The organism is Kitasatospora sp. NPDC101108 (genome assembly GCF_055584725.1).
Genome location: NZ_JBVJLM010000010.1, coordinates 29,009 through 52,699, shown reverse-complemented (window position 1 = coordinate 52,699; position 23,691 = coordinate 29,009). Strand labels below are relative to the sequence as shown.

At 75.1% G+C, this 23,691-nt stretch carries 17 protein-coding genes; 12 read left to right on the top strand and 5 right to left on the bottom strand.

Features of this window, described 5'->3' with window-relative positions:
• Positions 1-32 precede the first annotated feature (32 nt).
• Positions 33-3,293 carry an AfsR/SARP family transcriptional regulator gene (locus tag ACZ6Z8_RS21960; protein ID WP_465611736.1) on the bottom strand — a complete coding sequence of 1,087 codons (3,261 nt, stop codon included), beginning with the start codon at positions 3,291-3,293 and terminating at the stop codon, positions 33-35.
• 136 nt (positions 3,294-3,429) lie between these two features.
• Here ACZ6Z8_RS21960 and ACZ6Z8_RS21955 point away from each other — a divergent pair, with 136 nt between their 5' ends.
• Positions 3,430-4,806 carry an NDP-hexose 2,3-dehydratase family protein gene (locus ACZ6Z8_RS21955; RefSeq protein WP_465611735.1) on the top strand — a complete coding sequence of 459 codons (1,377 nt, stop codon included), beginning with the start codon at positions 3,430-3,432 and terminating at the stop codon, positions 4,804-4,806.
• Positions 4,807-4,875: 69 nt separating this feature from the next.
• Here ACZ6Z8_RS21955 and ACZ6Z8_RS21950 read toward each other — a convergent pair whose 3' ends face one another.
• Complete coding sequence (locus ACZ6Z8_RS21950) at positions 4,876-8,037, bottom strand: amino acid adenylation domain-containing protein (RefSeq protein WP_465611734.1); 3,162 nt, start codon at positions 8,035-8,037, stop codon at positions 4,876-4,878.
• 169 nt (positions 8,038-8,206) lie between these two features.
• Between ACZ6Z8_RS21950 and ACZ6Z8_RS21945 the strand changes: the two genes are divergently transcribed.
• From ACZ6Z8_RS21945 to rfbH, 5 genes are read left to right on the top strand one after another with little or no spacing between them, the layout of a single operon-like run.
• Complete coding sequence (locus ACZ6Z8_RS21945; protein ID WP_465611733.1) at positions 8,207-8,965, top strand: SDR family NAD(P)-dependent oxidoreductase; 759 nt, start codon at positions 8,207-8,209, stop codon at positions 8,963-8,965.
• A 38-nt stretch (positions 8,966-9,003) separates the two neighbouring features.
• Entirely contained in the window at positions 9,004-10,047 is a 1,044-nt protein-coding gene (locus tag ACZ6Z8_RS21940) for a ketoacyl-ACP synthase III family protein (RefSeq protein WP_465611732.1), read from the top strand.
• Positions 10,048-10,065: 18 nt separating this feature from the next.
• Positions 10,066-11,316: a nucleotide disphospho-sugar-binding domain-containing protein gene (locus tag ACZ6Z8_RS21935; protein WP_465611731.1), complete on the top strand. Its 1,251-nt coding sequence runs from the start codon at positions 10,066-10,068 to the stop codon at positions 11,314-11,316.
• Positions 11,295-12,632 (top strand): NDP-hexose 2,3-dehydratase family protein, encoded by a 1,338-nt coding sequence (locus ACZ6Z8_RS21930; RefSeq protein ID WP_465611730.1) that lies wholly within the window; start codon positions 11,295-11,297, stop codon positions 12,630-12,632. Before ACZ6Z8_RS21935 ends, ACZ6Z8_RS21930 begins: the two co-directional genes overlap by 22 nt.
• 18 nt (positions 12,633-12,650) lie before the next feature.
• A complete protein-coding gene (gene rfbH, locus ACZ6Z8_RS21925) occupies positions 12,651-13,949 on the top strand; it encodes a lipopolysaccharide biosynthesis protein RfbH (protein ID WP_465611729.1) in 1,299 nt (432 codons plus the stop codon).
• 84 nt (positions 13,950-14,033) lie between these two features.
• Here rfbH and ACZ6Z8_RS21920 read toward each other — a convergent pair whose 3' ends face one another.
• Complete coding sequence (locus ACZ6Z8_RS21920) at positions 14,034-15,278, bottom strand: nucleotide disphospho-sugar-binding domain-containing protein (RefSeq protein ID WP_465611728.1); 1,245 nt, start codon at positions 15,276-15,278, stop codon at positions 14,034-14,036.
• Positions 15,279-15,289: 11 nt separating this feature from the next.
• Positions 15,290-16,555, bottom strand: coding sequence for a nucleotide disphospho-sugar-binding domain-containing protein (locus ACZ6Z8_RS21915; RefSeq protein WP_465611727.1), 1,266 nt, complete (start codon positions 16,553-16,555; stop codon positions 15,290-15,292).
• A gap of 197 nt (positions 16,556-16,752) precedes the next feature.
• Here ACZ6Z8_RS21915 and ACZ6Z8_RS21910 point away from each other — a divergent pair, with 197 nt between their 5' ends.
• From ACZ6Z8_RS21910 to ACZ6Z8_RS21890, 5 genes are read left to right on the top strand one after another with little or no spacing between them, the layout of a single operon-like run.
• Positions 16,753-17,397, top strand: a complete 645-nt coding sequence (locus ACZ6Z8_RS21910) for an SDR family NAD(P)-dependent oxidoreductase (RefSeq protein WP_465611726.1) — start codon at positions 16,753-16,755, stop codon at positions 17,395-17,397.
• 20 nt (positions 17,398-17,417) lie between these two features.
• Positions 17,418-18,668 (top strand): nucleotide disphospho-sugar-binding domain-containing protein, encoded by a 1,251-nt coding sequence (locus ACZ6Z8_RS21905; RefSeq protein WP_465611725.1) that lies wholly within the window; start codon positions 17,418-17,420, stop codon positions 18,666-18,668.
• Between the two features lie 43 nt (positions 18,669-18,711).
• A complete protein-coding gene (locus ACZ6Z8_RS21900) occupies positions 18,712-19,386 on the top strand; it encodes a TylF/MycF/NovP-related O-methyltransferase (protein WP_465611977.1) in 675 nt (224 codons plus the stop codon).
• On the top strand, positions 19,387-20,154 hold the full coding sequence (locus ACZ6Z8_RS21895; protein ID WP_465611724.1) for an NAD-dependent epimerase/dehydratase family protein: 768 nt from the start codon (positions 19,387-19,389) through the stop codon (positions 20,152-20,154).
• Between the two features lie 20 nt (positions 20,155-20,174).
• Positions 20,175-21,908 carry an FAD-dependent monooxygenase gene (locus ACZ6Z8_RS21890; protein WP_465611723.1) on the top strand — a complete coding sequence of 578 codons (1,734 nt, stop codon included), beginning with the start codon at positions 20,175-20,177 and terminating at the stop codon, positions 21,906-21,908.
• Here ACZ6Z8_RS21890 and ACZ6Z8_RS21885 read toward each other — a convergent pair.
• Complete coding sequence (locus tag ACZ6Z8_RS21885) at positions 21,898-22,341, bottom strand: tautomerase family protein (RefSeq protein ID WP_465611722.1); 444 nt, start codon at positions 22,339-22,341, stop codon at positions 21,898-21,900. The two genes, ACZ6Z8_RS21890 and ACZ6Z8_RS21885, sit on opposite strands and share 11 nt — an antisense overlap.
• A gap of 178 nt (positions 22,342-22,519) precedes the next feature.
• Between ACZ6Z8_RS21885 and ACZ6Z8_RS21880 the strand changes: the two genes are divergently transcribed.
• Complete coding sequence (locus ACZ6Z8_RS21880; RefSeq protein WP_465611721.1) at positions 22,520-23,617, top strand: baeRF3 domain-containing protein; 1,098 nt, start codon at positions 22,520-22,522, stop codon at positions 23,615-23,617.
• The last annotated feature ends 74 nt before the right edge of the window (positions 23,618-23,691 follow it).

Genomic DNA, 23,691 nt, shown 5'->3' with positions numbered 1-23,691 from the left:
GGGCGCGGCGGGGACGCCCGCACAGGCCCCTCCTAGGTGAGCTCGTCGAAGACGCCCGCCAGGCCGGTGAGGGCGGCCCCGGCCGCGTGCTCGGCCCCCGACCGGTAGGCCAGGGCGAGCTCCTCCCCGTCGAGGACCGCCGCGCACAGCCCCTCGATCCGCACCGCGTCCGGGTGGCTCACCGGCGCGCTGCCGGACACCCCGTCGCCGATGCCGAGCAGCCGCACCGCCCGGGCGGCCCGGCCCTGGGCGGCCGCGATGTCGGCCGCCAGCAGCGCCGCCCGGCCGGCGACCCGGGCGTCCCCCAGCAGCACGGCGTGGGCCAGCGCCTCCTCGTGCAGGCTCGCGGCCCGGCCCAGCCGCCGCCGGGCGACCTCGACGTGGCCCAGGCCGCACAGCATCAGCGCGAGCTGGCCCACGTCCGGGCGCGGCGCGGTGCGCAGCGCGGTGACCCCCGGCTCCAGGACGGCCGCGGCGTGGGCGAGGTCGCCCTGCCAGCGGGCGATCTCGGCCAGCACCCCGCGGATGTGGGGCTGCGCGCGGGTGATCCCGGCCTGCCGGGCGGTGCGCAGCGTGCTCTCCAGCAGCTCCCGCGCCCCGTCGAGGTCCCCGGCGCGGGCGAGTTCGCTGCCCAGGCGGGCGCGCAGGATGATCTGGTCCTCCAGCCCGCCCAGTTCGGTCGCCAGCCGCAGCGCCTCCTCCAGCAGCTCGATGGCCTCCCCGGGCCCGGCGGTGGCGCCGGAGATCCCGGCCAGGGCGCTGAGCGCCTGGATCTGCCCCCAGCGCTCGCCGATCTGCCGGGACTCCCGCAGGGCGGCCCGGAAGTGCTCGGTGGCGCGCCGCACGTCCCGTCGCGCCGAGTGGAGGTGGCCGCAGTTGACGTGGCCGCAGGAGCGGACCCAGGCGTGCCGGGCCCGGGTGAGCTGCTCCATCGCTTCCAGGGCGCCGGCCGGGTTCTCGTCGAGGATGCTCAACGTCCCCCGGAACGCGGTGAGTTCGGGCGGCTCCTCGGTGCCGGGCGGGCGGCTGCGCTCGGCGCGCTCCAGCCACTGCCGCACCCGCGCGAGGCCGGCGGCCATGCCCTCGGGCGAGGCGGAGGGCGCCAGCGCGGACATGATCGTCACCAGGGCGCGGGCGTCGTCCGGGGCGTCCCCGGGGACGGCCAGCGCCCGGTCCGCCCAGTCCGCGGCCTCGATCTGCTGGCCGCGCAGGGACCAGTACCAGCCCAGCGCGGCCACCATGCGGACCGACAGCGCGCTGTCGCCGGCGGCGATCGACCAGCGCAGCGCCGCCTGGAGGTTGTCGTGGTCGGCGGTCAGCCGGGCCAGCCACAGGGCCTGGTCGGCGCCGATGAGCCGCTCCCGGGCCGACTCCGCCAGGCCCACGAAGTACCGGGCGTGGGCGGCCCGTACGGCCTGTTCCTCGTCCTCCTCCAGCTGCCCGGCCAGGTACTCGCGGATGGTCGCCAGCACCCGGTAGCGGATCTCCCGGCCGCTCTCGTCGAGCTGGACCAGGGACTTGTCCACCAGCGCCGTCAGCAGGTCGACGACGTTGCGGGGCACCACCCCGACCCGGGCGTCGGTGCAGATCTCCTCCACCGCGTTCAGCGTCGCCCCGCCCTCGTACACCGAGAGCCGCTTGGCCAGGGTGCGTTCCTCCAGCCGCAGCAGCCCCCAGCTCCAGCCGACCACGGCGTGGAGCGTGCGGTGGCGCTCGGGGCGGCTGCGCAGGCCGCCGGAGAGGATCCGGAAGTGGTCGTCCAGCCGCTCGGCGACGTCCGCCGGCGACAGCGCCCGCAGCCGGGCCGCCGCCAGTTCCAGCGCCAGCGGCAGGCCGTCGACCCGGCCGCACAGCCGCACCACGTCCGCCGCGTTGTCCTCGTTCACCTCGAAGCCCGAGCGCACCGCCCGGGTGCGCTCGGCCAGCAGCTGGACGGCCGGGCTCGCCAGCACCTCGGGCAGGGCGGCGCCGGCCGGGGGCAGGGGCAGCGGGCCCAGGGTCAGCAGCCGCTCGCCGGCCGCGGCGAGCCGTTCCCGGCTGGTGGCCAGGGCCCGCGCCGCCGGGCAGTCCCGGAACAGCCGCTCGACCAGCTCCGCCACCGCGTCCACCACGTGCTCGCAGTTGTCGAGCACGAGCAGGACGCCGCGGTCGCCGACCACCTCGACCAGCCGCGGGTACGGCGCGGGCTTGGTGGTCTCCGGGCTCCCCAGCACCGTGGTGCCGGTCGAGGTCAGGGCGTTGAGCACGGCCTCGGGGACCTGCGCCGGATCCTTGACCGCGGCCAGGTCCACCCACCAGGCCCCCTCCCCGAGGCCGTCGGCGAGGGTCTGCGCCGCCTCGACGGCCAGCCGGGTCTTGCCGACCCCGCCCGGCCCGATCAGGGTCACCAGGCGCGCCTCGCCCAGCAGCCGCTCCAGCTCGGCGAGTTCCGCCCCCCGGCCGAGGATGCCGCTGACCCGCAGCGGCACGCCCCGGCGGGCGCAGGCCGGCGCCCCGGCGTCCGCTCCGGGGCCGCCGCGGGCCCCGGCGCGGGCCGCGGGCACGGCCGGCTCGGCGCGCAGCACGGCCAGATGGGCGCGCTCCAGGTCGGGGGAGGGGTCCAGGCCCAGTTCGTCGGCGAGGCGGCGGCGGATCCGGTCGTACACCTCCAGGGCCTCCGCCTGGCGGCCCGCCGCCTGCAGGGCCCGCATCAGCCGGGCGTGCCACAGTTCGTCGACCGGGTCGGCGGCGGCGAGCTGCTCCAGTTCGGGCAGGACGTCCACGGCCCGCCCCAGCGCGATGTCCGCGTCGATCCGGGTGCCGAGGACGGTGCGCCGCAGCTCGCGGGCCCGGGCCGCCGGGGCCTGGGCGAACAGCGCCCCGGCCGCCTCCGTGAACTCCTCGCCCCGCCACAGCGCCAGCGCCCCGCGCAGCGTGGCGGCCGCGAGGTCGGGGCGCTGCGCGAGCTCGGCGCGGCCGCGGGCGGCCAGCTGCTCGAAGCGCCACAGGTCGACCGCCTCGGCCGGCACGCCCAGGGCGTAGCCGCCCGGGCCGGAGGTGACGGGCAGTGCGGGCGCCAGCCGCCGCAGCCGCGACACCAGGGCCTGCACGGCGTTGTGCGGGTTCGCCGGAGGGGAGTCCTCCCACAGGTCCTCGATCAGGCGCTCGGCGCCGACCGGACGGCCGTGGGCCAGCGCCAGCCGGATGACCAGCGAGCCGATCCGGGTGCCCGTGAGCCTGACCGGCGTGCCGTCCGGGTCGCAGACCACCAGCGGCCCCAGGACCGCCACCCGGATCCCCGGTGCCGTGATCATCAGGCCCCTTTCCCCTCTCGCCGCCAGCGAAGGCTACATGATCGCACGGGGTGCTCCTCAGCCTGCGTTCGAACGGTTCTCGGACCAGGCTCGTTAGGTTCCTCGGGCCAGCCGATCCGAGGAGAAGGTTCGTCATATGTCCACTCCTGCAACGGAATCCGCCGCGCCTCCGGTCGCGGCGCAGCAGGCCCGCCGAGTCGCCGAGTCCGCCCGGACCCCCGACAGCCGGGTGACCCCGAACGCGTGGTTCGACTCCTGGTTCGCCGCCCACCAGCGGCGCAGCGGGTTCCAGGTGACGCGCATCCCCTTCTCCCGGCTGTCCAACTGGGGCTTCGACCCGGACACGGGGACGCTGGCCCACGACAGCGGCCGGTTCTTCTCCGTGGAGGGACTGCGGGTCGAGGCGGACGAGCAGACCGGTGTCTGGGAGCAGCCGATCCTGGTCCAGCGGGAGATCGGGATCCTCGGGATCCTCGCCAAGGAGTTCGACGGGGTCCTGCACTTCCTGATGCAGGCCAAGCTGGAGCCGGGGAACACCGGCGCCGTCCGGCTGTCGCCGACGGTCCAGGCCACCCGCAGCAACTACACCGGGGTCCACCGGGGGCGGGCCATCCCGTACATCGAGCGGTTCGTCGCGCCGCGCACCGGGCGGCCGCTGGTGGACACCCTGCAGTCCGAGCGCAGCACCTGGTTCCTGCGCAAGCGCAACCGGCACATGGTGGTGGAGGCGGCCGGCGACGTCCCGGAGCACCAGGACTTCTGCTGGCTGACCCTGGGCCAGCTGCGGCGGCTGATGATGCGCGACAACACCCTGAGCATGGAGGCCTGTTCGGTGCTCGCCTGCCTGCCGGGCGCCCGGTCGCTGGACGCCGGGCCGGCGCGGCACAGCCTCGGCGAGGTGATCAGCGCGCTGTGCGAGGTCAAGGCCCGCCACGAGGTGGGGCAGCACCGCATCCCGCTCAAGGAGGTGACCTCCTGGCGGCGCCTGGACGACGAGATCTCCCGGGCCGACGGGAAGTACTTCAAGGTGATCGCCGCCGAGGTCCACGCCGACAGCCGGGAGATCCTGCACTGGACCCAGCCCCTGCTGGCGCCGGCCGCCGGAGGCGTCGCCGCGCTGCTGACCCGCCGCTTCGGCGCGGTGCGGCACGTCCTGCTGCACGCCAGGGTCGAGGCCGGGGCCAGGGACGTCGCCGAGTTCGGGCCGACCGTCCAGTGCACGCCGGGCAACTACGGCGACGTGCCGGCGCACCACCGCCCGCGGTTCCTGGACCAGGTGCTGTCCGCGCCCCCGCAGCGGGTCCTCTACGACACGGTGCAGTCGGAGGAGGGCGCCCGCTTCCACCACGCCGAGAGCCGCTACCGCATCGTCGAGGTCGGCGACGAACTCGACGACGTACCGCCGGAGTTCGTCTGGGTGACGGCCGGTCAGGCGGCCCGGCTGCTGCGGCACAGCTACTACCTGAACATGCAGGCGCGCACCCTGATCGCGGCGCTGCACGCGCTGGGCTGACCGCCGCCCGAGGGGCGGGCGGCGGCCGGCCGGCGCGGGCCGCGCCGCGAGCCCGGCGCGGCCGCGACCTCAGAGCAGCCGCGAGCTCAGCGCGGCCACCTCGGCGGGCAGCCGGGCGGCCAGCCGCTCGGCGTCGGCCGCCGACAGCACGTCCGTGCGGTAGCGGACCAGCCCCCCGAGGTCGGGGTGCGGCCGCAGCTCCAGGTGCACCTCGGGGACCCAGGTCCGCGGGGCGACCCGGATCTGCTCGCCGCGCAGCGCCGCCGTGACCTCCACCCGCGCCGGCGGCACCTCCTCCAGCAGGAAGTACGCCTGGAGCAGCGGATCGCGCGCGGCGGCGGGCAGCGGCCGCCCCCGCTGCAGGGCGATCGACAGCAGCGGCGCCTCCATCGCCTCGCGCAGCTGCTCGGCGGCCCGGCGCACCAGCTCGCGCGCGCCGTCGCCGGGCGCCAGCCGCAGCGCGACCATGCTGGCGTAGCAGCCGACCGAGTCCGCCGAGGCCGGCAGGAAGCGCCCCGAGACCGGGGTGCACACCGCCAGGTCCGCCGCGCCGGTGAACTCGCCCAGCACCCGCGCCCAGGCCGCCAGGAACACCGCGCTGACCGTGCCGCGCACGGTGTTGGCGGCGCGTGCGGCGGTGGCCATCAGCTCCTCGGTCAGGGCCAGTTCCACCTCGGCGGCCGGCCCGTAGCGCGGTATCGGGCCCGCCTGGGCGAACGGCACGGGCGCCACCCCCGCCACCCGCTCGCGCCAGGCCCGGACCGCGGCGGGCCGCTGCGCCTGCCGGGCCTCCAACTGCTCCCGGTAGGTCGTGAAGAAGGACGGCGCGGGCGCGTCGAAGGCCGGCCGGCCCTGCTCCAGCGCCCGGTAGGCGTCGAAGAGGTCGCGCCAGAAGACCTGGGTCGACCACGCGTCGAAGGCGATGTGGTGCCCGACGACGGCCAGCAGCCACCGGCCCCCCTCGACCGGGATCAGCCGGGCCTTCAGCGGCGGTTGGTCCCGCAGCGGGTAGGGCGCGGTCAGCCAGCGGCGCGCCTCCTGCTCGGCGCTCTCGCGGGGCAGTGGCGCGCCCGTGTCCCGTCGCAGGAGCCCGCTGGTGTCGGCGGGTGCCAGCACGTCGGCGGCCAGGCCGCGTCCGGCGCGGCGGAAGCGGGCCCGCAGCGCGTCGTGACGGGCCACCACGGCGTCGACGGCGGCGCCCAGCAGGTCGGCATCGAGGGTGCCGTGCAGCAGGAACAGCATCGGCATGATGCTCTCGTGGAGGTCCGGCTCGTGCTCCGCCATGTGCCAGAACTTCTCCAGCGAGAACAGCGGCTCGACCCCGGCCGGTTCCGCGGGGTCCGCCGGCCGCGGGGCGGGGGCGGGTCCGTCGGGCCGGCCGGGGTCGGCGAGCAGGCCGAACAGCGCGGTGATCGAGCGGGCCCGGAGCACGTCCGACTCGGTGACCTGGCGTCCCAGCGCCCGGGACAGCCGGGTGGCCAGGCGGATCGCGGTCATCGACGTCGCCCCCTGGTCGAACAGGTCGTCGTCGGGGCCGACTTCGTAGCGCAGGATCGCGGAGGCTATCGCCACGGCGGCGGCCAGGTCGCCGTCGCCGGCCCCGGGCGCGGCGGCGGGGCCCGGCGCGGCGCCGCCGGGTCGGCGGGCCCCGGGCCCGGGGCGGCCGGCGTCGGCCAGCAGGGCGGCCAGCGCGTGGTGGTCGACCTTGTCGTTCGGCAGCTTCGGCAGCCGCTCCACGACCGCGACCCGCCGGGGCACGAACGCCTCGGGGAAGGCGCCCGCCACGGTCTTGGTGACCAGGTCCGCGGACGGCAGCGGGCCGCCCTCGCTGCTGGCGACCGCGGCCAGTCCGGTGGCGCGCCCGCTGTCGTCGTACTGGGCCACCACGGCCGCCCGGCTCACCCCGGGCACCTGCTCGATGACCGCCTCGACCTCGCTCGGCTCGATCCGCACCCCGCGGATCTTGACCTGCCGGTCCCGGCGGCCCACGAAGACCAGCCGGCCGCCCGGGTCGCGGCGGGCCAGGTCGCCGGTCAGGTACACCCGGTGCTCCCGCCCGTCCAACTCCAGTACGGGGAAACGCTGCCGGGTGAGCTCCGGGTCGCCGAGGTAGCCGAGGGCGAGCCCCTCGCCGCCGATCACGATCTCGCCGGTCCCGCCGTCGGGGACCGGGCGGCGCCGCTCGTCGAGCAGCCACACCTCGGTGCCGGTCACCGGCAGTCCGATGGGGACCTCCGCCTCGTCGGCCTCGGTGACCGGGTGCATGGTCGTGTACGTCGAGCTCTCCGCGGGCCCGTAGCCCTGCTGGAGGCGGATGCCCGGGTGGCGGCGCCGGCAGCGCGTCAGGTGGGGGGCGGAGTGCCGCTCGCCGCCGGTGACGAGCAGTTCGAGACCGGTGAAGCAGTCGATGTCGTCGTCGACCAGCGCGTTGAACAGCACGGTGTTGAGGATCATCGCGTTGACGCCCCGGGCGATCGCCTCCCGCACCCGCGGGCCGGTCGGCTTGGTGCCGCCGGACAGCACACAGGTGCCGCCGAGGACCAGCGGGGTCCACAGCTCCCAGGCGAAGGCGTCCCAGGCGGTGGAGGCGGTCTGGTAGGTCACCATCCGGCCGGGGACGACGCACAGCTCGTCGGCGGCCAGCCGCAGGATCCCGCGGTGCGGGGCGACCACGCCCTTGGGGGAGCCCGTGCTGCCCGAGGTGAAGAACACGCACAGCGGGTCCTCGCCGCCCGCCCCCGCGCCCGCCCCCGCCGGCGCCTCACCGGGCGCGCCGCCGTCCGCCGCCGCGGCGCGGCCGAGCGCCTCCTCGACGGTGAGCGTGGGCAGCCCCGGGACGGGCGGCAGGTCACGGTCCACCACGCACAGCCGGATGCCCTCCAGGCCGGCGATCCGCTCGAACCGGCCCGGCGGCCAGTCGGGGGGCACGATCGCGTACGCCGCGCCGCACCGGACGATCCCGAGCAGGACCTTCACCGTGTCCGGCACGCAGTCCGCGCGCACCGCGACCACGTCGCCCCGCCCCACCCCCCGGCGGGCCAGGAAGTCGGCGCTGCGGCTGGCGTCCGCGGCCAGTTCGCGGTAGGACGTGTCGCGCCCGGCCCAGTGCAGCGCGACGGCGTCCGGACTGCGCTCGGCACGGGCCGCGATCCTCTCGTGCACCAGCTCGCCGTCGCACGCGCGCTCCCGCGCCTCCGGCCGTCCCGATGCGGGCGCTTCCTTCCTCACCACGCTGACCTCCAGGGCAATCGGTACACCTGTCCGGGCAGCCTGGCCGAACGGGTTCGAGCACCCGTCGAATCGATGCCGCCTGGACCGGCGCTCGAACACCGGTGAGCAGGCTCTTCGGACCGTGGGCAGTGGATACGGACCACCGCCCGCCCCGCCGTTGGAGGTTGACGTGGACTTGGGACTGGCCGACCGGGTCGTCCTGCTGACCGGGGCCACCCGGGGCATCGGCCTGGCCACCGCCCGCGCCTTCGCGGCGGAGGGCGCCAGAGTGGTCCTGACCTACTGCCACGCGAAGGCCGAGGCCGACGCCCTGGTCGCCGAACTCGGCGGCCCCGCAAGGGCGTCGGCGGTGCGCTACGCCCTGGACGAACCCGGGTCGCCGGAGGCCGCCGTGGCCGAGGCCGGCGCCCGCTGGGGCGCCGTGGACGTGCTGGTGGCCAACGCCCACCGGCGCGGGCCCCGGCGGGCCCCGGGCGTGCGGTTCGAGCAGGTGCCGGAGCAGGAGTGGCGCGCCACCCTGACCGACAACCTGGCCGGCACCGTCAGGACCGCGCAACTGGTCCTGCCCGGCATGCGAAAGCGCGGGTGGGGCCGGGTGCTGCTGCTCTCCTCCCACGTCGCGACGCACGGCCGCGGCGGCCAGGAGGTCTACGGCGCGGCCAAGGCGGCGCTGCACGGGCTCGCCCGCAGCCTGGCCTGGGAGGCCGGCCCGGACGGAGTCCTGGTCAACGTCGTCGCCCCCGGACTCACCCTCACCGAAGGGGTGCTGGAGAAACTGCCGGCCGCCCTGCGCGAGGAGGAGCGGGGACGCACGCCCACCGCGCGGCTCTGCGACCCCGCCGACGTGGCCAGGGCGGTCGTCTTCCTCGGCTCCGACGCGAACTCGAACATCAACGGTCAGGTGCTGCACGTCGACGGCGGGCGCTGAGCACCCGTGTGGCACGACTCATCGACCCGGAGAAGGCCTTGAAGGTTCAGGACATCTACATCGACTCCGTCGGCGTCTACGTGCCGGAGGTCGTCCGCTCGGCGGACGCCGTGGCACAGGGCCTCTACGACGCGCAGATGCACGAGGAAGCCGAACTCGACGGCGTCGCGGTCTCCCCGGGGATCTCGGGCCCCGACATGGCCGTCCTCGCCGCGCGCCAGGCCTTCGACCGGGCCACCCTCACCCGCCCGGACGTCGACGTGGTGTTCCACTCCTCCTGCTTCCACGAGGGGCCGGACGCCTGGTGCGCCCAGAACTACGTGCAGCTGAAGGCGGTCGGCGAGGCCACCGGCCGCGGCGTGCCCGCCTTCGAGGTGCGCCAGGGCTGCAACGGGATGTTCGCCGCGTTCGAACTGGCCGTGTGCTACCTGCGCGCGGACGCGCAGCGCCAGAGCGCGCTGGTCACCATCGGCGACAACATGGAGTCGCCGCTGATGGACCGCTGGCGCTCGGTGCCGTTCCAGCTCATCGGGGACGCCGGCACCGCGGCCGTCCTGACCAGGCGCGGCGGCTTCGCCCGGCTGCGCGCGGTCGACTCGCTGCTGGTCCAGGAGCTGGAGGGGCTGCACCGAGGCGCCGAACCGCTGTTCCCGCCGCCCGCGACGACGCGGGTCCCGGTCGACCTGGCCGCCCGCTCGGCGGCCTTCTTCGCCGGCCAGGAGTTCGGGGAGTTCAACCGGCTCAACCTCCAGGGCCTGCACGGCCTGGTCGAGCGGCTCACCGAGGACGCCGGCGTCAAGCTCCAGGACATCGCCCGGGTCTCGTACATGAGCGTCTCCCGGGACTTCACCGAGCAGCGGCTGATGGTGCCGCTGGGCCTGCCGATGGAGAAGTCCTGCTGGGAGTACGCCAAGGGCGTCGGCCACCTCGGCTCCTCCGACCACCTGGCCGCGTTCGACCACCTCCTGGGCACCGGCGCGCTGGCCCCCGGCGACCTGATGCTGATGATCGGCCTGGCGCCCGGCCTGTCGGTGAGCGGGGCCGTGGTCGAGATCGTCGACACCCCGCCGTGGCTGGCCTGAGCCGGAGGGAGAACGAGCATGCGTGTCCTCTTCGCCACCTGGGCCGCCCCCGGCCACTTCTTCCCGATGGTCCCGCTCGCCTGGGCCTGCCGCGCCGCGGGCCTGGAGGTCGTCGTCGCCGTGCCCCCCGGCTGCCGCGCGGCGGTGGAGGGCGCCGGGCTGACGGCCGTCGAGGTGGGCCCGGCCGAGGGGCCGCCCGACAAGGGCCCGGTCGGCAACGTCAGGTCCTGGGGCAGCGACCGGCCCTGGGCGCCCGGCTGGACGGCGCGCCCCGAACTGCTGGACGACTGGCAGACCACCGTCCTCGACCACACCGCGGGCAAGCAGGTCACCGCCGCCGGGAGGACGGTCGAGGACCTCGTGCGCTTCGCCCGCTGGTGGCGGCCGGACCTGGTGGTCGGCGACTCGCTGTGCTTCGCGGCCCCGGTCGCCGCGGCCGCGGTCGGCGTGCCCAACGTCGCCACCGGCTGGGAGGTGGCCACCGTGCTGGGGGCCGAACGGGCCGGGCGCCGGGGCGACTGGCTGCCCGGCTACGCCGAGCTGTTCGAGCGCTTCGGCGCCGAGCCGCGGGCCTGCTCGCACACGGTGGTGGAGACCAGCCCGCCCGCCCTGCGCATCCATGAGTCGTTCCCGGTGCGGCGCGTGCCGATGCGGTACGTGCCCTTCAACGGGGCCGGGACGGCGCCGTCCTGGCTCGGCGACCGGCCCCGCCGCCCGCGGGTGTGCGTGACGGCCGGCGTGGCGCTGGGCGAGTACGACGCCACCACGGCGGTCGAGGTGACCCGGCGGCTGGCCGAGTCCGTCAGCGGCCTGGGCCTGGACCTGGTCATCGCCGCCGGCCGCCGGGCCGCCGAACAGCTCACCGGCCTGCCGGAGGGCACCCGCTTCGCCGAGGGCGTCCCGTTCCACCTGCTGCTGCCCACCTGCGCCGCGGTCATCCACCACGGCGGCGCGGGCACGGCCCTGACGGCGGTCGACGCCGGCATCCCGCAGCTGATCCTGCCGCAGTCGCCGATGTACGCCGAGATCGGCCACCGGATCCAGCGGGCCGGCGTCGGCGCGGTGGCCGCCGCCGACAGCACGCCCGAACACGTCGGCGCCGCACTGGCCGAACTGCTCGACGACCAGCGGTACACCGAGGGCCTGGCCGGGGTGCGGGCCGAGATGTCCGCGATGCCGGCGCCCTCCGAGGTGGTGCACGAGCTGAAGGCCCTGGCCGGCGCCAGCCGCTCCCAGGAAGGAGAACCATGCCGCACGGCAACGCGCTAGAGGGACTCGACAGTTTCCACCGTTGGTTCGGCGAACGCGCCCGGGCCAGCGACTACTTGGTGAAGGAGGCGCCGCTGGAGCGGCTCGACGGCTGGCGGGTGGACCCGGACACCGGGAACCTGGTGCACCGCACCGGGCGCTTCTACACGGTCGAGGGGCTGGAGGTGACCACCGGCGGGGCCGGCGCCGAGCGCAGCTGGGCGCAGCCGATCATCCGCCAGCCCGAGATCGGCATCCTCGGCATCCTCGTCAAGGAGTTCGACGGGGTGCCGCACCTGCTGATGCAGGCGAAGATGGAGCCCGGCAACATCAACACGCTGCAGCTGTCGCCCACCGTCCAGGCCACCCACTCCAACTACACCCGGGTGCACCGGGGCAAGGCCGTCCCGTACCTGGAGTACTTCACCGTCCCCGGGCGGGGCAGGCCGCTGGCCGACGCCCTCCAGTCGGAGCAGGGCTCCTGGTTCCTGGGCAAGCGCAACCGCAACCTGATCATCGAGACCGACGACGACGTGCCCGTCCTGGACGGCTTCCGCTGGGTCCCGCGCACCGAGCTGGACGCGCTGCTGCGGCTGGACAACGTGGTGAACATGGACTCCCGCTCCGTCCTCGCCGCCTACCCGGTGCCGGTGGACGCCCCGCTCGCGCGGGAGGACTCCTACCGCGGGGCACTGGCCCGTTCGGCGGCCGCGCCGGCGGACGCCACCGAGCTGCTGAGCCGGTTCACCGCCGCCAAGGCCACCCGCTCGCTGACCCGCAGGCGGGTCCCGCTCGCCTCCGTGCCGGGCTGGCACAACGACGGGACGCGCGTCGCCCGCCCGGACGGCCGCTACTTCTCCGTGCTCGGGGTCGACGTCGAGGCCGGGGACCGGGAGGTCGCACGCTGGTCCCAGCCGCTGATCGCCCCGGCCGGCCGCGGCGTCATCGCCCTCGTCACCCGCCGCACCGACGGCGTGCTGCGGATGCTGCTGAGCGTGCGCACCCAGGCGGGGACCTTCGACGTGGCCGAACTCGGCGCCACCGTCCAGTGCGATCCGGCCAACCACCCGGACGCCCCGCCCCCGTTCCTGGACCACGTGCTGTCGGCCCCCGAGGACCGGATCCGGTTCGACGCCGTCCACTCGGAGGAGGGCGGCCGGTTCCACCACGCCGAGAACCGGTACCTCGTCGTCGAGGCGGGGGACGACCTCCCGCCCGAAGCCCCTGACGGTTACCTGTGGGCCACCCTCCGGGACACGGCCGAACTGGTGCGGCACAGCCACTACCTCAACGTCGAGGCTCGCTGCCTGCTCGCCTGCCTCAACACACTGCGGTGACCGATCAAGGGACAGGACATGAGTGAGGGAAAGACACAGATCCTCGAACTGGTGCGCAAGTACCACCGGGACAGCGCACCGCAGGAGTTCGTCCCGGGAGTCACCCGGATCCTGCCCTCCGGCGCGACCCTGGACGAGGACGACCGGGTCGCGCTGGTCGAGGCGGCCCTGGAGATGCGGATCGCGGCCGGCGTGAGCTCCCGGCGCTTCGAGCGCGAGTTCGCCCGGGTGCTCGGGCTGCGCAAGGCCCACATGACCAACTCCGGCTCCTCCGCCAACCTGCTGGCCCTGTCGGCCCTGATGTCGCCCCAGCTGGGCGACCGCAGGTTGCGGCGCGGCGACGAGGTGATCACCGTGGCCGCGGGCTTCCCGACCACGGTCAACCCGATCATCCAGAACGGGCTCGTCCCGGTCTTCGTCGACGTGGAGCTCGGCACCTACAACACCACCCCCGAGCGGATCGCCGCCGCCATCACGCCCAGGACCGGGGCGATCATGATCGCGCACGCGCTCGGCAACCCCTTCGCCGCCGAGGAGGTGGCCCAACTCGCCCGGGAACACGGCCTCTACCTCATCGAGGACAACTGCGACGCGGTCGGCTCGCTCTACCGCTCCCGGCCCACCGGCTCCTTCGGCGACCTGGCCACCGCCAGCTTCTACCCGGCCCACCACATCACCACCGGCGAGGGCGGCTGCGTCGCCACCCGCAACCTGACCCTGGCCAGGCTGGTCGAGCAACTGCGCGACTGGGGACGGGACTGCTGGTGCGAGCCGGGCGAGGACAACACCTGTTTCAAGCGCTTCGACTACCAGCTGGGCGATCTGCCGCACGGCTATGACCACAAGTACATCTTCTCCCAAGTGGGTTACAACCTGAAGTCCACCGACCTCCAAGCCGCCCTCGGACTCAGCCAGTTGGCCAAACTGGACCAGTTCACCCAGGCGCGCAAACGCAACTGGCGGCGGATGCGCGAGGGCCTGGCCGACGTGCCCGGCCTGCTGCTGCCCAGCGCGACCGCCGACAGCGACCCCAGCTGGTTCGGATTCGTCCTCACCGTACGGCCCGACGCCCCCTTCACCCGGCGCCAGTTGGGCGACTACCTGGAGGCCCGCAAGATCGGCACCCGGCGCTTCTTCGGCGGCAACCTCACCCGGCACCCGGCCTACCTCGACCAGGAGTACCGGATCGCCGGCGACCTGACGAACTCCGACATCATCACCGAGCACACCTTCTGGCTCGGCGTCTACCCCTCCCTCACCAACGAGATGATCGACTACGTGACCGCCTCCATCAGGGAGTTCGCGGCGGCGGCCTGACCCGCCGCCCCGCAGGGGACACGCCAGGAGGGCCCGGTGCCGGCACCGGGCCCTCCCGCCGTGCTCCCTCCCGCCCGGCCCCGCTCAGGCCCGCCGGGCGAGCGCCGGCGCCGTCAACACACCGGTGCGCACCAGCCGTTCGAGCGGCCCCACCAGCTCCGCCGGGGACGGCTGGGCCGCGATCACCGCGCGCAGCCGCCCGGCCGCCTCCCGGTGACCCGCCCCGGACACCACCTCGACGGCGGCCCGCCGCACGACCCCCGCATCCTCCCGCAGCGCGGACAACGCGACCCCCGCCCCGGTGGCCTCGATCCGGCGGCTCACCGTCAGCTGCTCGTCCGTGAACGCCAGCGCCAGCTGCGGCGTCCCCACCGCCGCCGCGGTCATCAGCGCGTTGACGCTGCCGTGGTGCACGACCGCGTCACTGGCCTCCAGCAGCAGCCGCAGCGGAAAGCCGTGCAGCACCCGCACCTCCGCCGGCAACGGCCCCAGGGCGGCGGCCTGCGCCGCGGTGGTGGTCAGCACCACCTCACCGCCCTCGCCCAGCAGCGCCGCGATCGCGGCGCGCAGCAGCGGGATGTCCGAGGCCTCCCCGGCCGCCGACTCGCCCACGATCACGGCCGTCCGCGGCCGCTCCCGCCCGCGCAGCAGCCACCCCGGCAGCACCCCCGGCCCGTTGTACGGCACGTAGCGCACCGGCAGCCGCAGCGCCGAGCCCATCGGGGGCACCGCGCTGTCCGGCGACGGGTCGATCACGTAGTCGACGTGCCCGGTGTGCCACCGCGGCCTGCCGTACCGGGGGAAGGAACCGGACGGGTCGCCGTCACCGAGATCGACCCCGGGCTCCGTCTCGGCGATGCCGTGCAGACCGGGCGGGTGGTACACCGAGGGGCAGCCGACCAGCTGGGCGGCCAGCGCCCCCTCCGGCGCCGTCAGATCGTGCACCACCAGGTCCGGACGCCACCGGCGGGCGAAGGCCACCGCCCCGTCGTAACTGCGCCGCAGCGCCTCGTGCGCCCGCTCCTGGAACGCGGGCGCCTCGGCGGCCACGTCGAACTCCGCCAGCGAGCGCACCGGACGCCCGGTGTAGGGGTGCAGCGGCATCCCCGGCCGGGTGCCCGCGACGCTCTCCAGGTAGCGGAACATCCGGGCCATCGTCGTCATGTCGACGGACTCCAGCACCGGCACGGCCACCAGCCCCGCCCGCCCCACCGCCCCCGTCTGCGTGGGCGGACAGGCGACCCGCACGTCGTGGCCGGCCGCCTGCAGCGCCCAGCCCAGCGGGACCATGCAGAAGTAGTGGCCGCGCCAGTCGGACGCGGTCAGCATGACCCGCATCGTCACCGCCCCGCCCCCGCGACCGCGGCCGCGTCCCACCGGCCGCTACGGGCCAGCCGCTCCAGCCCGGGCACCAGGGCCGCGGGGGAGGGCCGCCCGGCGAGCCCGGCGGCGATCCGCCGCGCCGCCGCACGGTAGCGCCCGTCCTCCAGCACGGCCGTCAGCCCGGCCCGGATCTCCCCGGGCGTCGAGGTCAGCGCCGACAGCGCCAGCGCGGCGCCCCCGCCCATCACCCGCTCCCGGTACACCGGCCGGTCGATGCTCAGCGTCAGGCACAACTGCGGCGTCCCCGCCGCGAACGCGTTCATGGCCGTCCCGGCCCCGCCGTGGTGCACCACCGCGTCACAGGCCGCCAGCAGCAGGTGGACCGGGAAACCGGTCAGCACCCGGACCCGGTCGGGCAGCGGACCGAGCACGGCCGCCTGCTCCGCACCCACCGCCAGCACCACCTCGGCCCCCGTACCGGCCGCCGCCTCCACCGCATGGCGCAGCGCGGGCACGTGCGGCCCGTACATCGCCGTCGCCGAATAACCCCACAGCACGCAGATCCGCCGGCCCGCCGGCCGCTCCCGCAGCCAGTCCGGCACGGCGGCCGGACCGTTGTACGCCACCGGCCGCACCGGGATGCGCAACGCCGAGCCGTGCGGCGGCAGCGCCGGATCCGGCGAGGGGTCGATGACGTGCCCGATCTGGCTACGGTCCCACGGCCGCGCGCCGTGCCGGGCGAACGAGCCGGTCGGATCCTCCAGACCCGTCTCCAGCACCGGCTCCGTCTCTGCGGCGCCGAACAGCCCCGCCGAATGGTAGACCGACGGCACCCCCGCCAGCCGCGCCACCAGCGCGCCCTCCGGGGCCATCAGGTCGTGCAGGACGAGGTCCGGAGCCCACACCCGGCCGAAGCCGACCGCCGCGTCGTAGCTGCGCTCGATGCGCCGCCCCGCGTCCTGCCAGAACGCGGCCGTCGCGGCCGCGACGTCGAAGTCGCCCAGGTCGTCCACCGGCCGCCCGGACACCGGGTGCAGCGGCGGCCCCGGCAGCACACCGGTGCCGTCCACCGCCTCCTGGTAGCGGATCAACCGCGTGCAGTACGTCATGTCCGGCCCGTCCAGCACCGGCACGGGCACCAGCCCGGCATGGCTGACCGCCGTGGCCTGCGGCGGCGGACAGGCCACCCGCACCTCGTGGCCCGCCGCCTGCAGCGCCCAGCCCAGCGGCACCATGCAGTAGTAGTGCCCGGCCCAGTCGGACACGGTGAAGAGGACTCTCATCCAGGGCTCCCGGCTCTCGGCTCTCGGGCCGCCAGCTTCACCGCGGGCCCTAGACCAGAACTAGAAGAGCCGTCGAGCTACCCGCCCTCCTCGGGGCCCGACTTCCAACTCCCGCCCGCGGGGCGACCCCCGGACACCGACCGCGCTTGCCGGAACCTATAACGCGGCTCTAGGCACCGCCTCTAGGTTCAGCCGCCATGACGCAGTTCTCGTTGGATGACAAGGTCGTGGTCGTCACCGGCGCGGAGACGGACACCGGAGCGGCCGTCGCGGCCGAACTCGCCCGCAGGGGCGCCGCCGTGGCCCTGCAGTACGCCACCTCCTTCGCGCGCGCCAAACAAGTCGTACGGGACATCGAGCAGGCCGGCGGCCAGGCCGTCGCCATCAAGGCCGACCTGCAGGACCCCGCCCAGACCGAGCTGCTGTGCAAGAAGGCCTGGGGCGCGTTCGGCGACGTCGACATCGTGGTGACGACCGAACCCGACCACCCCGAACCGCAGCCCGCCGCGGACCCCGTCACCCGCCTCGCCGAGACGGTACGGCTGCGCCTGACCGCCGGCCTCGGCCCGATGTACGCCGCCCTGCCCGCCATGACGCTGCGCGGCACCGGCGCCCTGGTGCACCTCGGCGCCCCGCGGCGCGAGCAGCCGCAGGAGGGGGAGACGGAGGCGGCCCGGGCCGTCGCCGCCGCCGCGATGCGCGAGGCGATGGACCGGCTCGCCCGGGAGACCGCCCCCCGCGGCCTCACCGCGCACCTGCTCCCCGCCGACCCGCCCGGAGGAGCCGCCCACGCCGTCACGCGCCTGCTCTCCGCCCCGGCCACCGCCGGCACGGGCGCCTGAGCGGGGGAGGGGCGGCCACGATGAGGGTGCTGTTCACCGCGACCAACTGGAAAGGCATCTACTTCTGCATGGTGCCGCTCGGCTGGGCCCTGCAAGCGGCCGGCCACGAGGTACGGGTGGCCTGCGCCCGGGACCAGGCCGACACCATCGCCCGGGCCGGCCTGGTCCCGGTCCCGGTGCTCCACGGCTTCGAACTGATGCAGGTCGAACGCATGTCGCGCTACGCCGCGGCCGTGCGCGACCCGGACGGCTTCGCCGCCGCACCACCGGTGCACCCCCTCACCGGACAGCCGGTGGCGCACTACGGCGAGTACGACGTCGACGCGCACCGCGAGGAGTTCTCCCGCCGCTACGACGAGACCATGGGCCGCAACTGCGACGCCGCGGTGGCCCTCGCCCGGGCCTGGCACCCCGACCTGGTGGTGCACGACCTCATGACCCCCGAAGGCGTCCTGGCCGCCGAGACCACCGCAGTCCCGTCCGTCTACCACTCACCCGGCCTGTTCGGCAGCATGGAAGCAGGCCTGCACGACCCCACCGGAGCCTTCCCCCGCCACGGCGTCCACGGCTGGGACCGCTCCCGCATCGCCTACGCGATCGACCCGTCACCCGACCTCATGGCACCCGACCTGGGCAGCGCACTGCGCCTGCCGGTGCGCTACGTCCCCTACAACGGCCCCGGGGCGATGGAACCGTGGCTGCTGGAGCGCCCCGCGCGCCCCCGGGTCTGCCTGCTGTGGGGCAACTCGGCCTCGGGTATCTTCGGCACCGACCTGCCGGCGCTGCGCCACGCGGTCGACGCGGTCGTCGGGGCCGGCGCCGAACTCGTGCTCACCGCGGCGCCCGACCAGGTCGCCGCACTCGGCGAACTGCCCGACGGCGTACGGCTGCTGAGCGACCAGCCGCTGCACCTCCTGCTGGAACACTGCGACGCGGTCATCCACCAGGGCAGCGTCAACCCGATGATGACGGCGCTGTCGCTGCCCCAACTGGTCCTCGCGCTCACCGACGACCAGATCGAGATCGGCCGGCGCTTCGCCGCCGGCGGCTCGGCGATCCTGCTGCCCGGCCTCACCGCCACCGCGCGGGACGTACGCACCGCCGTCGCCCGGCTGCTCACCGACGGCTCGCTCAAGGAGGCGGCCGCGGCCGTCAAGGCCGACGCGGACGCCCACCCGAGCGTCGCCGAGACGGTGCCCGCGCTGGAACGGCTCGCCCGCACCGGCGAACTGTCCGCCGCCGACCTGCCCGCGCGCGCCCTCCAGCCGTAGCCGACCCACCACCCATGACCGCGAGGAGGAAGGACCAGTGACGATGATCGAGTACGGGGCCGGGGCGGACGTCCTGGACGAACTGCACCGCTGGCTGCTCACGGAGCACGGCGAGACCGTGGACCCGGACCGCCTGCGGCACGTGCGCGCCGAGGTGGAACGCGTCGTCGCGCAGGGCGTGCCCGGCGCGGTGGTCGAACTCGGCTGCTTCCGCGGCGCGATGACGCTGTGGATCCGCTCGGTGCTCGACGCCCTCGGCGACGACCGCCCGGTGCACGTCTTCGACTCCTTCGAGGGCCTGCCCGACACCACCGAGGAGGACGAGATCGTGATGCCGCTGGGGGCGATGTCCGCCAGTCAGGCCGAGGTCCTGAAGACCTTCGAGGCCTGGCACAGGACGCCCCCCGTGATGCACCCCGGCTGGTTCGAGGACACCCTGCACGACGGCCTGCCCGGGCAGATCGCCTTCGGCTACCTCGACGGCGACCTCTACAGCTCCACCGTCGTCTCGCTGGCCGAGTGCGTCCCGCGGCTGGCCCCCGGCGGCGCGCTGATCTTCGACGACTACGCGGACCCCGAGGCCAACCCGCGTACCGTGGTCAAGTTCCCCGGGGTCAAGACCGCCTGCGACGAGTACTTCGGCCGGCCCACACCGGTGGAGGTGCTGATCGGCGAGGGCGATCTCGCCTACGGGCGCTATGTGAGGCCGTCGTCCTGAATGGACATCATCGGCAACGGGTTTCTGGCCAAGCACCTGGCGGCCCTCGCGGCGCACCACCGTGGGGTGGTGGTGGCCGCGGCCGGGGTCTCCGCGGCCCAGCACACCGCGCCCGAGGCCTTCCAGCGGGAGACCGACCTGGTCCGGGCCCTGGTCGACCGGTGCCTGCGCAGCGGCGAGCGGCTGGTGTTCTTCTCCACGGCCTCCAGCGGCATCTACTCACAGCCCGGACAGCCGGGCACCGAGGACGCGAAGGTGGTGCCCGGCACCGCCTACGGGCGCCACAAGCACACCCTGGAACAGGAGTTGGCCGCATCCCCGGTGGAGCACCTGATCCTGCGGCTGGGCCACGTGGTCGGCCGGGACCAGCCCTCCCACCAGCTGCTGCCCGCGCTGGCCGCACAGGTGAGCTCGGGCCTGGTGCGGATCTTCCCCGGGGCCCGCCGGGACCTGATCGACGTCGCCGACGTGGTCACCGTCATCGACGCGCTGCTGCGCGCGGGCGTCAGCCGCACGACCGTGAACGTGGCCTCGGGGTACGCCGTGCCGATCGAGCAGATCATCCGGCACCTCCAGCTCAGGCTCGGGACGACGGCGCGGTGGAGCTACAGCGCGCCCGTCGTCACCCAGGAGATCTCGATCAGGAAGCTGCGCTCCCTGGTCCCGGCCGTGGACGCGATGGGATTCGGCCCGGACTACTACCGCGAGGTCCTCGACAAGTACCTCCCGCTCGGCCGACCCGGCGGACTGGCCGCGGCACCCAAGTAACCGCCTGTCAGGAGAACCAGATGGTTGATGTCATTGTCGTCGGCGGCGGGCCGGTGGGCATGCTGCTCGCCGCCGAACTGCGGCTGCACGACGTCGAGGTGGTGGTGCTGGAGAAGCAGGCGCGGCCCAGCCCGCACTCACGGGCCTTCCGCCTCCAGCCGCGGACGATGGAGATGCTCGACTACCGCGGCCTGGCCCAGCGGTTCCGGGACGGGCGCAAGGAGTGGCCGATGGCCCACTTCGCCGGCCTCCAGCCGCTGCTGCGGCTGGACGGGCTGGAGAGCGAGCACGCCTACTCGCTGCTGATCCCGCAGGCCGAGACCGAGCGGCTGCTGGCCGAGCGGGCCGCCGAGCTCGGCGCGACCGTACGGCGCGGCCACGCGCTGACGGGGCTGTCGCAGGACGAGGAGGCCGTGCGGGCCGAGGTCGTGGGACCGGACGGGCCGTACACCCTGCGGGCGGACTACCTGGTGGGCTGCGACGGCGGCGCCGGCACGGTCCGCAAGGCGGCCGGCTTCGCGTTCCCCGGCACCTCGGCGCAGGTGACCGCCCTGCTCGGGGACGTCGTCCTGGAGGACCCGGACCAGCTGCCCACCGGCATCCCCGGCACCGCGCGCACGCCCCGCGGCCTGCTCATGGCGGTCGCCCTGGAACCGCCGGTCACCCGGGTACTGACCACCGAGTTCCGCGCGCCGCAGGCCGCCGGCACAGCCCCGGTCACCGTCGAGGAACTGCGCTCGGCCGTCCAGCGGGTGACGGGCGAACAGGTCGAGATCCGCGAGGCGCGCTGGCTGTCACGGTTCGGCGACGCCACCCGGCTGGTCGAGGAGTACCGGCGCGGGCGCGTCCTGCTGGCCGGGGACGCCGCGCACATCCACTTCCCGATCGGGGCGCAGGGCCTGAACCTGGGCCTGCAGGAGGCCATGAACCTCGGCTGGAAGCTGGCGGCCGAGGTGCGCGGCGAGGCGCCCGAGGGGCTGCTCGACAGCTACCACCGCGAGCGCCACCCGGTGGCCGTGCGGGTGCTGCGCGAGACCAGGGCCCAGCTCGCGCTGATGAACCCCGACGAGCGCACCGACCCGCTGCGCGAACTGGTCGCCGAACTGCTGGCGATCCCGCAGGTCAACCGGCACCTGGCCGGGCTGGTGGCCGGCACCGACACGTGCTACGCCGACCAGGGCCAGGACCACCCGTGGGTCGGACGGCCCGCTCCCCGGCTGGAGCTGAAGGCCGAGGACGGCCGGGAGGTCCGCGTCGCCGAACTGCTCAACCCCGGGCGCGCCGTACTGCTGGCACTGGCGGCCCCGCCCGCCGTACCGCTGCCCCGCGGCGTCGACCTGGTCACCGCCACCGCCGCGACGCCCCCGGACGCGCAGGCCCTGCTCATCCGCCCCGACGGCCACGTGGCGTGGGCGGGCGCGGCGGACGACCCGGCGCTGACCCGCGCGCTGGAGACCTGGTGCGGCCGAAGCAGCCGCCGAGAGAAGGGAAACCCCATGGAGAAGTTCACCCTCGACGACGTCCGCCGCGTGATCCGGTCCTGCGCGGGCGAGAACGACACCGTCGACCTCGACGGCGACATCGCCGGCGTCCCGTTCGCCGAACTCGGCTACGACTCGCTGGCCCTGCTCGAAACGGCGGCCGTCATCGAGCGGGAGTACGAGGTGGAGCTGCCCGACGGCGGGCTGTACGAACTCGAAACCCCCGGCCGGGTCGTCGACTTCGTGAACGGGGCCCTGGCCGTCAGGTCGTGAGACCGGGGTCCTGGCCCGGCGCGCCCGGGCCGCCCGGTACGCCCTCCCCGGGCGGGGGAGCGTACTGGGCGAGCCCGTGGCCCAGCGACCAGTCGGCCGGCGCGTTCTCCGTCAGGACGACGAACACGTTGCGCGGCTCGGTGCCCGCGTACGCCCGGGCGAGCTCGGCGATCCGCGCGTACAGGGCCCGCTTCTGCGCGTCCGTGCGCCCGGCGCGCAGCGTGACGGACACGTACACGATGCCCTCGTCCCGCCGCACCCCGAGGTAACCGCCGTAGCGCAGCGTGCTGTTGGTGCCGTCGTGCCCGACCAGCACCTGGAAGTGGTCGTCCGGCGGGATCCCGATCGTCTCCACCAGCGCCTCGTGCACGGCGCGCCCGAGGGCATCGAGCCGCTCGGGGCCCCCCAACGCGTCGATGCGGACGAACGGCATGCCTTCTCCCTCCCCGGAACCATCTGTACGTACCAGTAGGTACAGCCTCGGGCGGCCCCGGGGCAAGGGCTGACCCGGCGACCCGGTGCGCAAATCGTTACATTGAGGACATTTGGCAGCTGTGCCAGGCACCGTGCGTCCACGCAAAGAAGGCCGACCGCCTTCGGAAAGGGTCCCCATGCGCCCCGCCCTCAGCCCCGCCGTCCTCGCCGAACTGCGCCGGCCCCGGCCCTACCCGGCGGTGTCCGTCCTGATGCCCACCCACCGCCGCGAACCGGACAGCACCCAGGACCCGGTCCGGCTGCGCAACCTGCTGGCCGAGGCCAAGGAGCGGGTCCAGGCCGACCCGAAGGTCTCCCGGGCCGACCGCATCGACGTCCTCGAACAGCTCGACCGGGCGCTCGCCGAGGTCGACCTCGTCCACGCCGAGGACGGCCTGGCCGTCCTCGCCGCGCCCGGCGAGCACCAGGTGTGGTCATTCGCCCGCACCGCCCCCGCCCGGGTGGTCCTGTCCGACACCTTCCTCACCCGCAACCTGGTCGCAGCCCAGGCCGCCGAGCGCCCCTACTGGGTGCTCGCCGTCGCCGCCGACCGGGCCGTGCTGTGGGGCGGCAACCAGGAGCGGGTCACCGAGGAGAGCGGCAACGGCTTCCCGCTGGTCCGCACCTTCCCCAACCCCGACCCCGAACGCCAGGAGCGCATCGGCGACACCCCCAGCACCTTCCGCGACGAGGAGACCAAGACCTTCCTGCGCCAGGCCGACGCCGCGATCGGCAAGGTCCTGGCCGCCGACCCCCGCCCGCTGTACGTCGTCGGCGACGCCCCCGCCCTCGCCCTGCTGGACGCCGCCGGCCCCATCGCCAAGGAGGCCGCCGCCCAGATCACGCACGGCGGCCTCGCCCAGGCCGACACCGCGGCCGTGCGGCGGGTGGTCGCCCCCGCCGCCCGCGCCCACGCCGAGCGCGAGATCGACGACGCCCTCGCCCAGCTCGACAAGGCCCGCGGCCGCCAGGAGTTCGCCGCCGGCCTCGACGAGGTCTGGCGGGCCGCCGGCGAGGCCCGCATCGCCCGCCTGGTCGTCGAGGAGAACTACCGCGCCACCGTCCGCGACGACGGCGACCACCTCGTCCCCGCCGAGGCCGACGAGGCCGGCGCCCGCGAGGACATCGTCGACGAGGTCATCGAGCGCGCCCTCGACACCGGCGCCCGGATCACCTTCGTCCCCGACGACACCCTCGCCGACAACCGGCACATCGCCGCCGTCCTGCGCCACTGACCCCGGCCCCGCCGCGCCCCGCCTCACCGCCCGGGCGCGGCGGCCTCCGACTCCTTCGGCAACTCCTTCGGAGG

Bases quoted from the DNA above. Each gene is read 5' to 3' on its own strand.
- ACZ6Z8_RS21960 (WP_465611736.1), bottom strand. From the start codon at position 3,293: ATGATCACGGCACCGGGGATCCGGGTGGCGGTCCTGGGGCCGCTGGTG.
- ACZ6Z8_RS21955 (WP_465611735.1), top strand. From the start codon at position 3,430: ATGTCCACTCCTGCAACGGAATCCGCCGCGCCTCCGGTCGCGGCGCAG.
- ACZ6Z8_RS21935 (WP_465611731.1), top strand. From the start codon at position 10,066: ATGCGTGTCCTCTTCGCCACCTGGGCCGCCCCCGGCCACTTCTTCCCG.
- ACZ6Z8_RS21930 (WP_465611730.1), top strand. From the start codon at position 11,295: ATGCCGCACGGCAACGCGCTAGAGGGACTCGACAGTTTCCACCGTTGG.
- rfbH (WP_465611729.1), top strand. From the start codon at position 12,651: ATGAGTGAGGGAAAGACACAGATCCTCGAACTGGTGCGCAAGTACCAC.
- ACZ6Z8_RS21920 (WP_465611728.1), bottom strand. From the start codon at position 15,278: ATGCTGACCGCGTCCGACTGGCGCGGCCACTACTTCTGCATGGTCCCG.
- ACZ6Z8_RS21915 (WP_465611727.1), bottom strand. From the start codon at position 16,555: ATGAGAGTCCTCTTCACCGTGTCCGACTGGGCCGGGCACTACTACTGC.
- ACZ6Z8_RS21910 (WP_465611726.1), top strand. From the start codon at position 16,753: ATGACGCAGTTCTCGTTGGATGACAAGGTCGTGGTCGTCACCGGCGCG.
- ACZ6Z8_RS21905 (WP_465611725.1), top strand. From the start codon at position 17,418: ATGAGGGTGCTGTTCACCGCGACCAACTGGAAAGGCATCTACTTCTGC.
- ACZ6Z8_RS21900 (WP_465611977.1), top strand. From the start codon at position 18,712: ATGATCGAGTACGGGGCCGGGGCGGACGTCCTGGACGAACTGCACCGC.
- ACZ6Z8_RS21895 (WP_465611724.1), top strand. From the start codon at position 19,387: ATGGACATCATCGGCAACGGGTTTCTGGCCAAGCACCTGGCGGCCCTC.
- ACZ6Z8_RS21890 (WP_465611723.1), top strand. From the start codon at position 20,175: ATGGTTGATGTCATTGTCGTCGGCGGCGGGCCGGTGGGCATGCTGCTC.
- ACZ6Z8_RS21885 (WP_465611722.1), bottom strand. From the start codon at position 22,341: ATGCCGTTCGTCCGCATCGACGCGTTGGGGGGCCCCGAGCGGCTCGAT.
- ACZ6Z8_RS21880 (WP_465611721.1), top strand. From the start codon at position 22,520: ATGCGCCCCGCCCTCAGCCCCGCCGTCCTCGCCGAACTGCGCCGGCCC.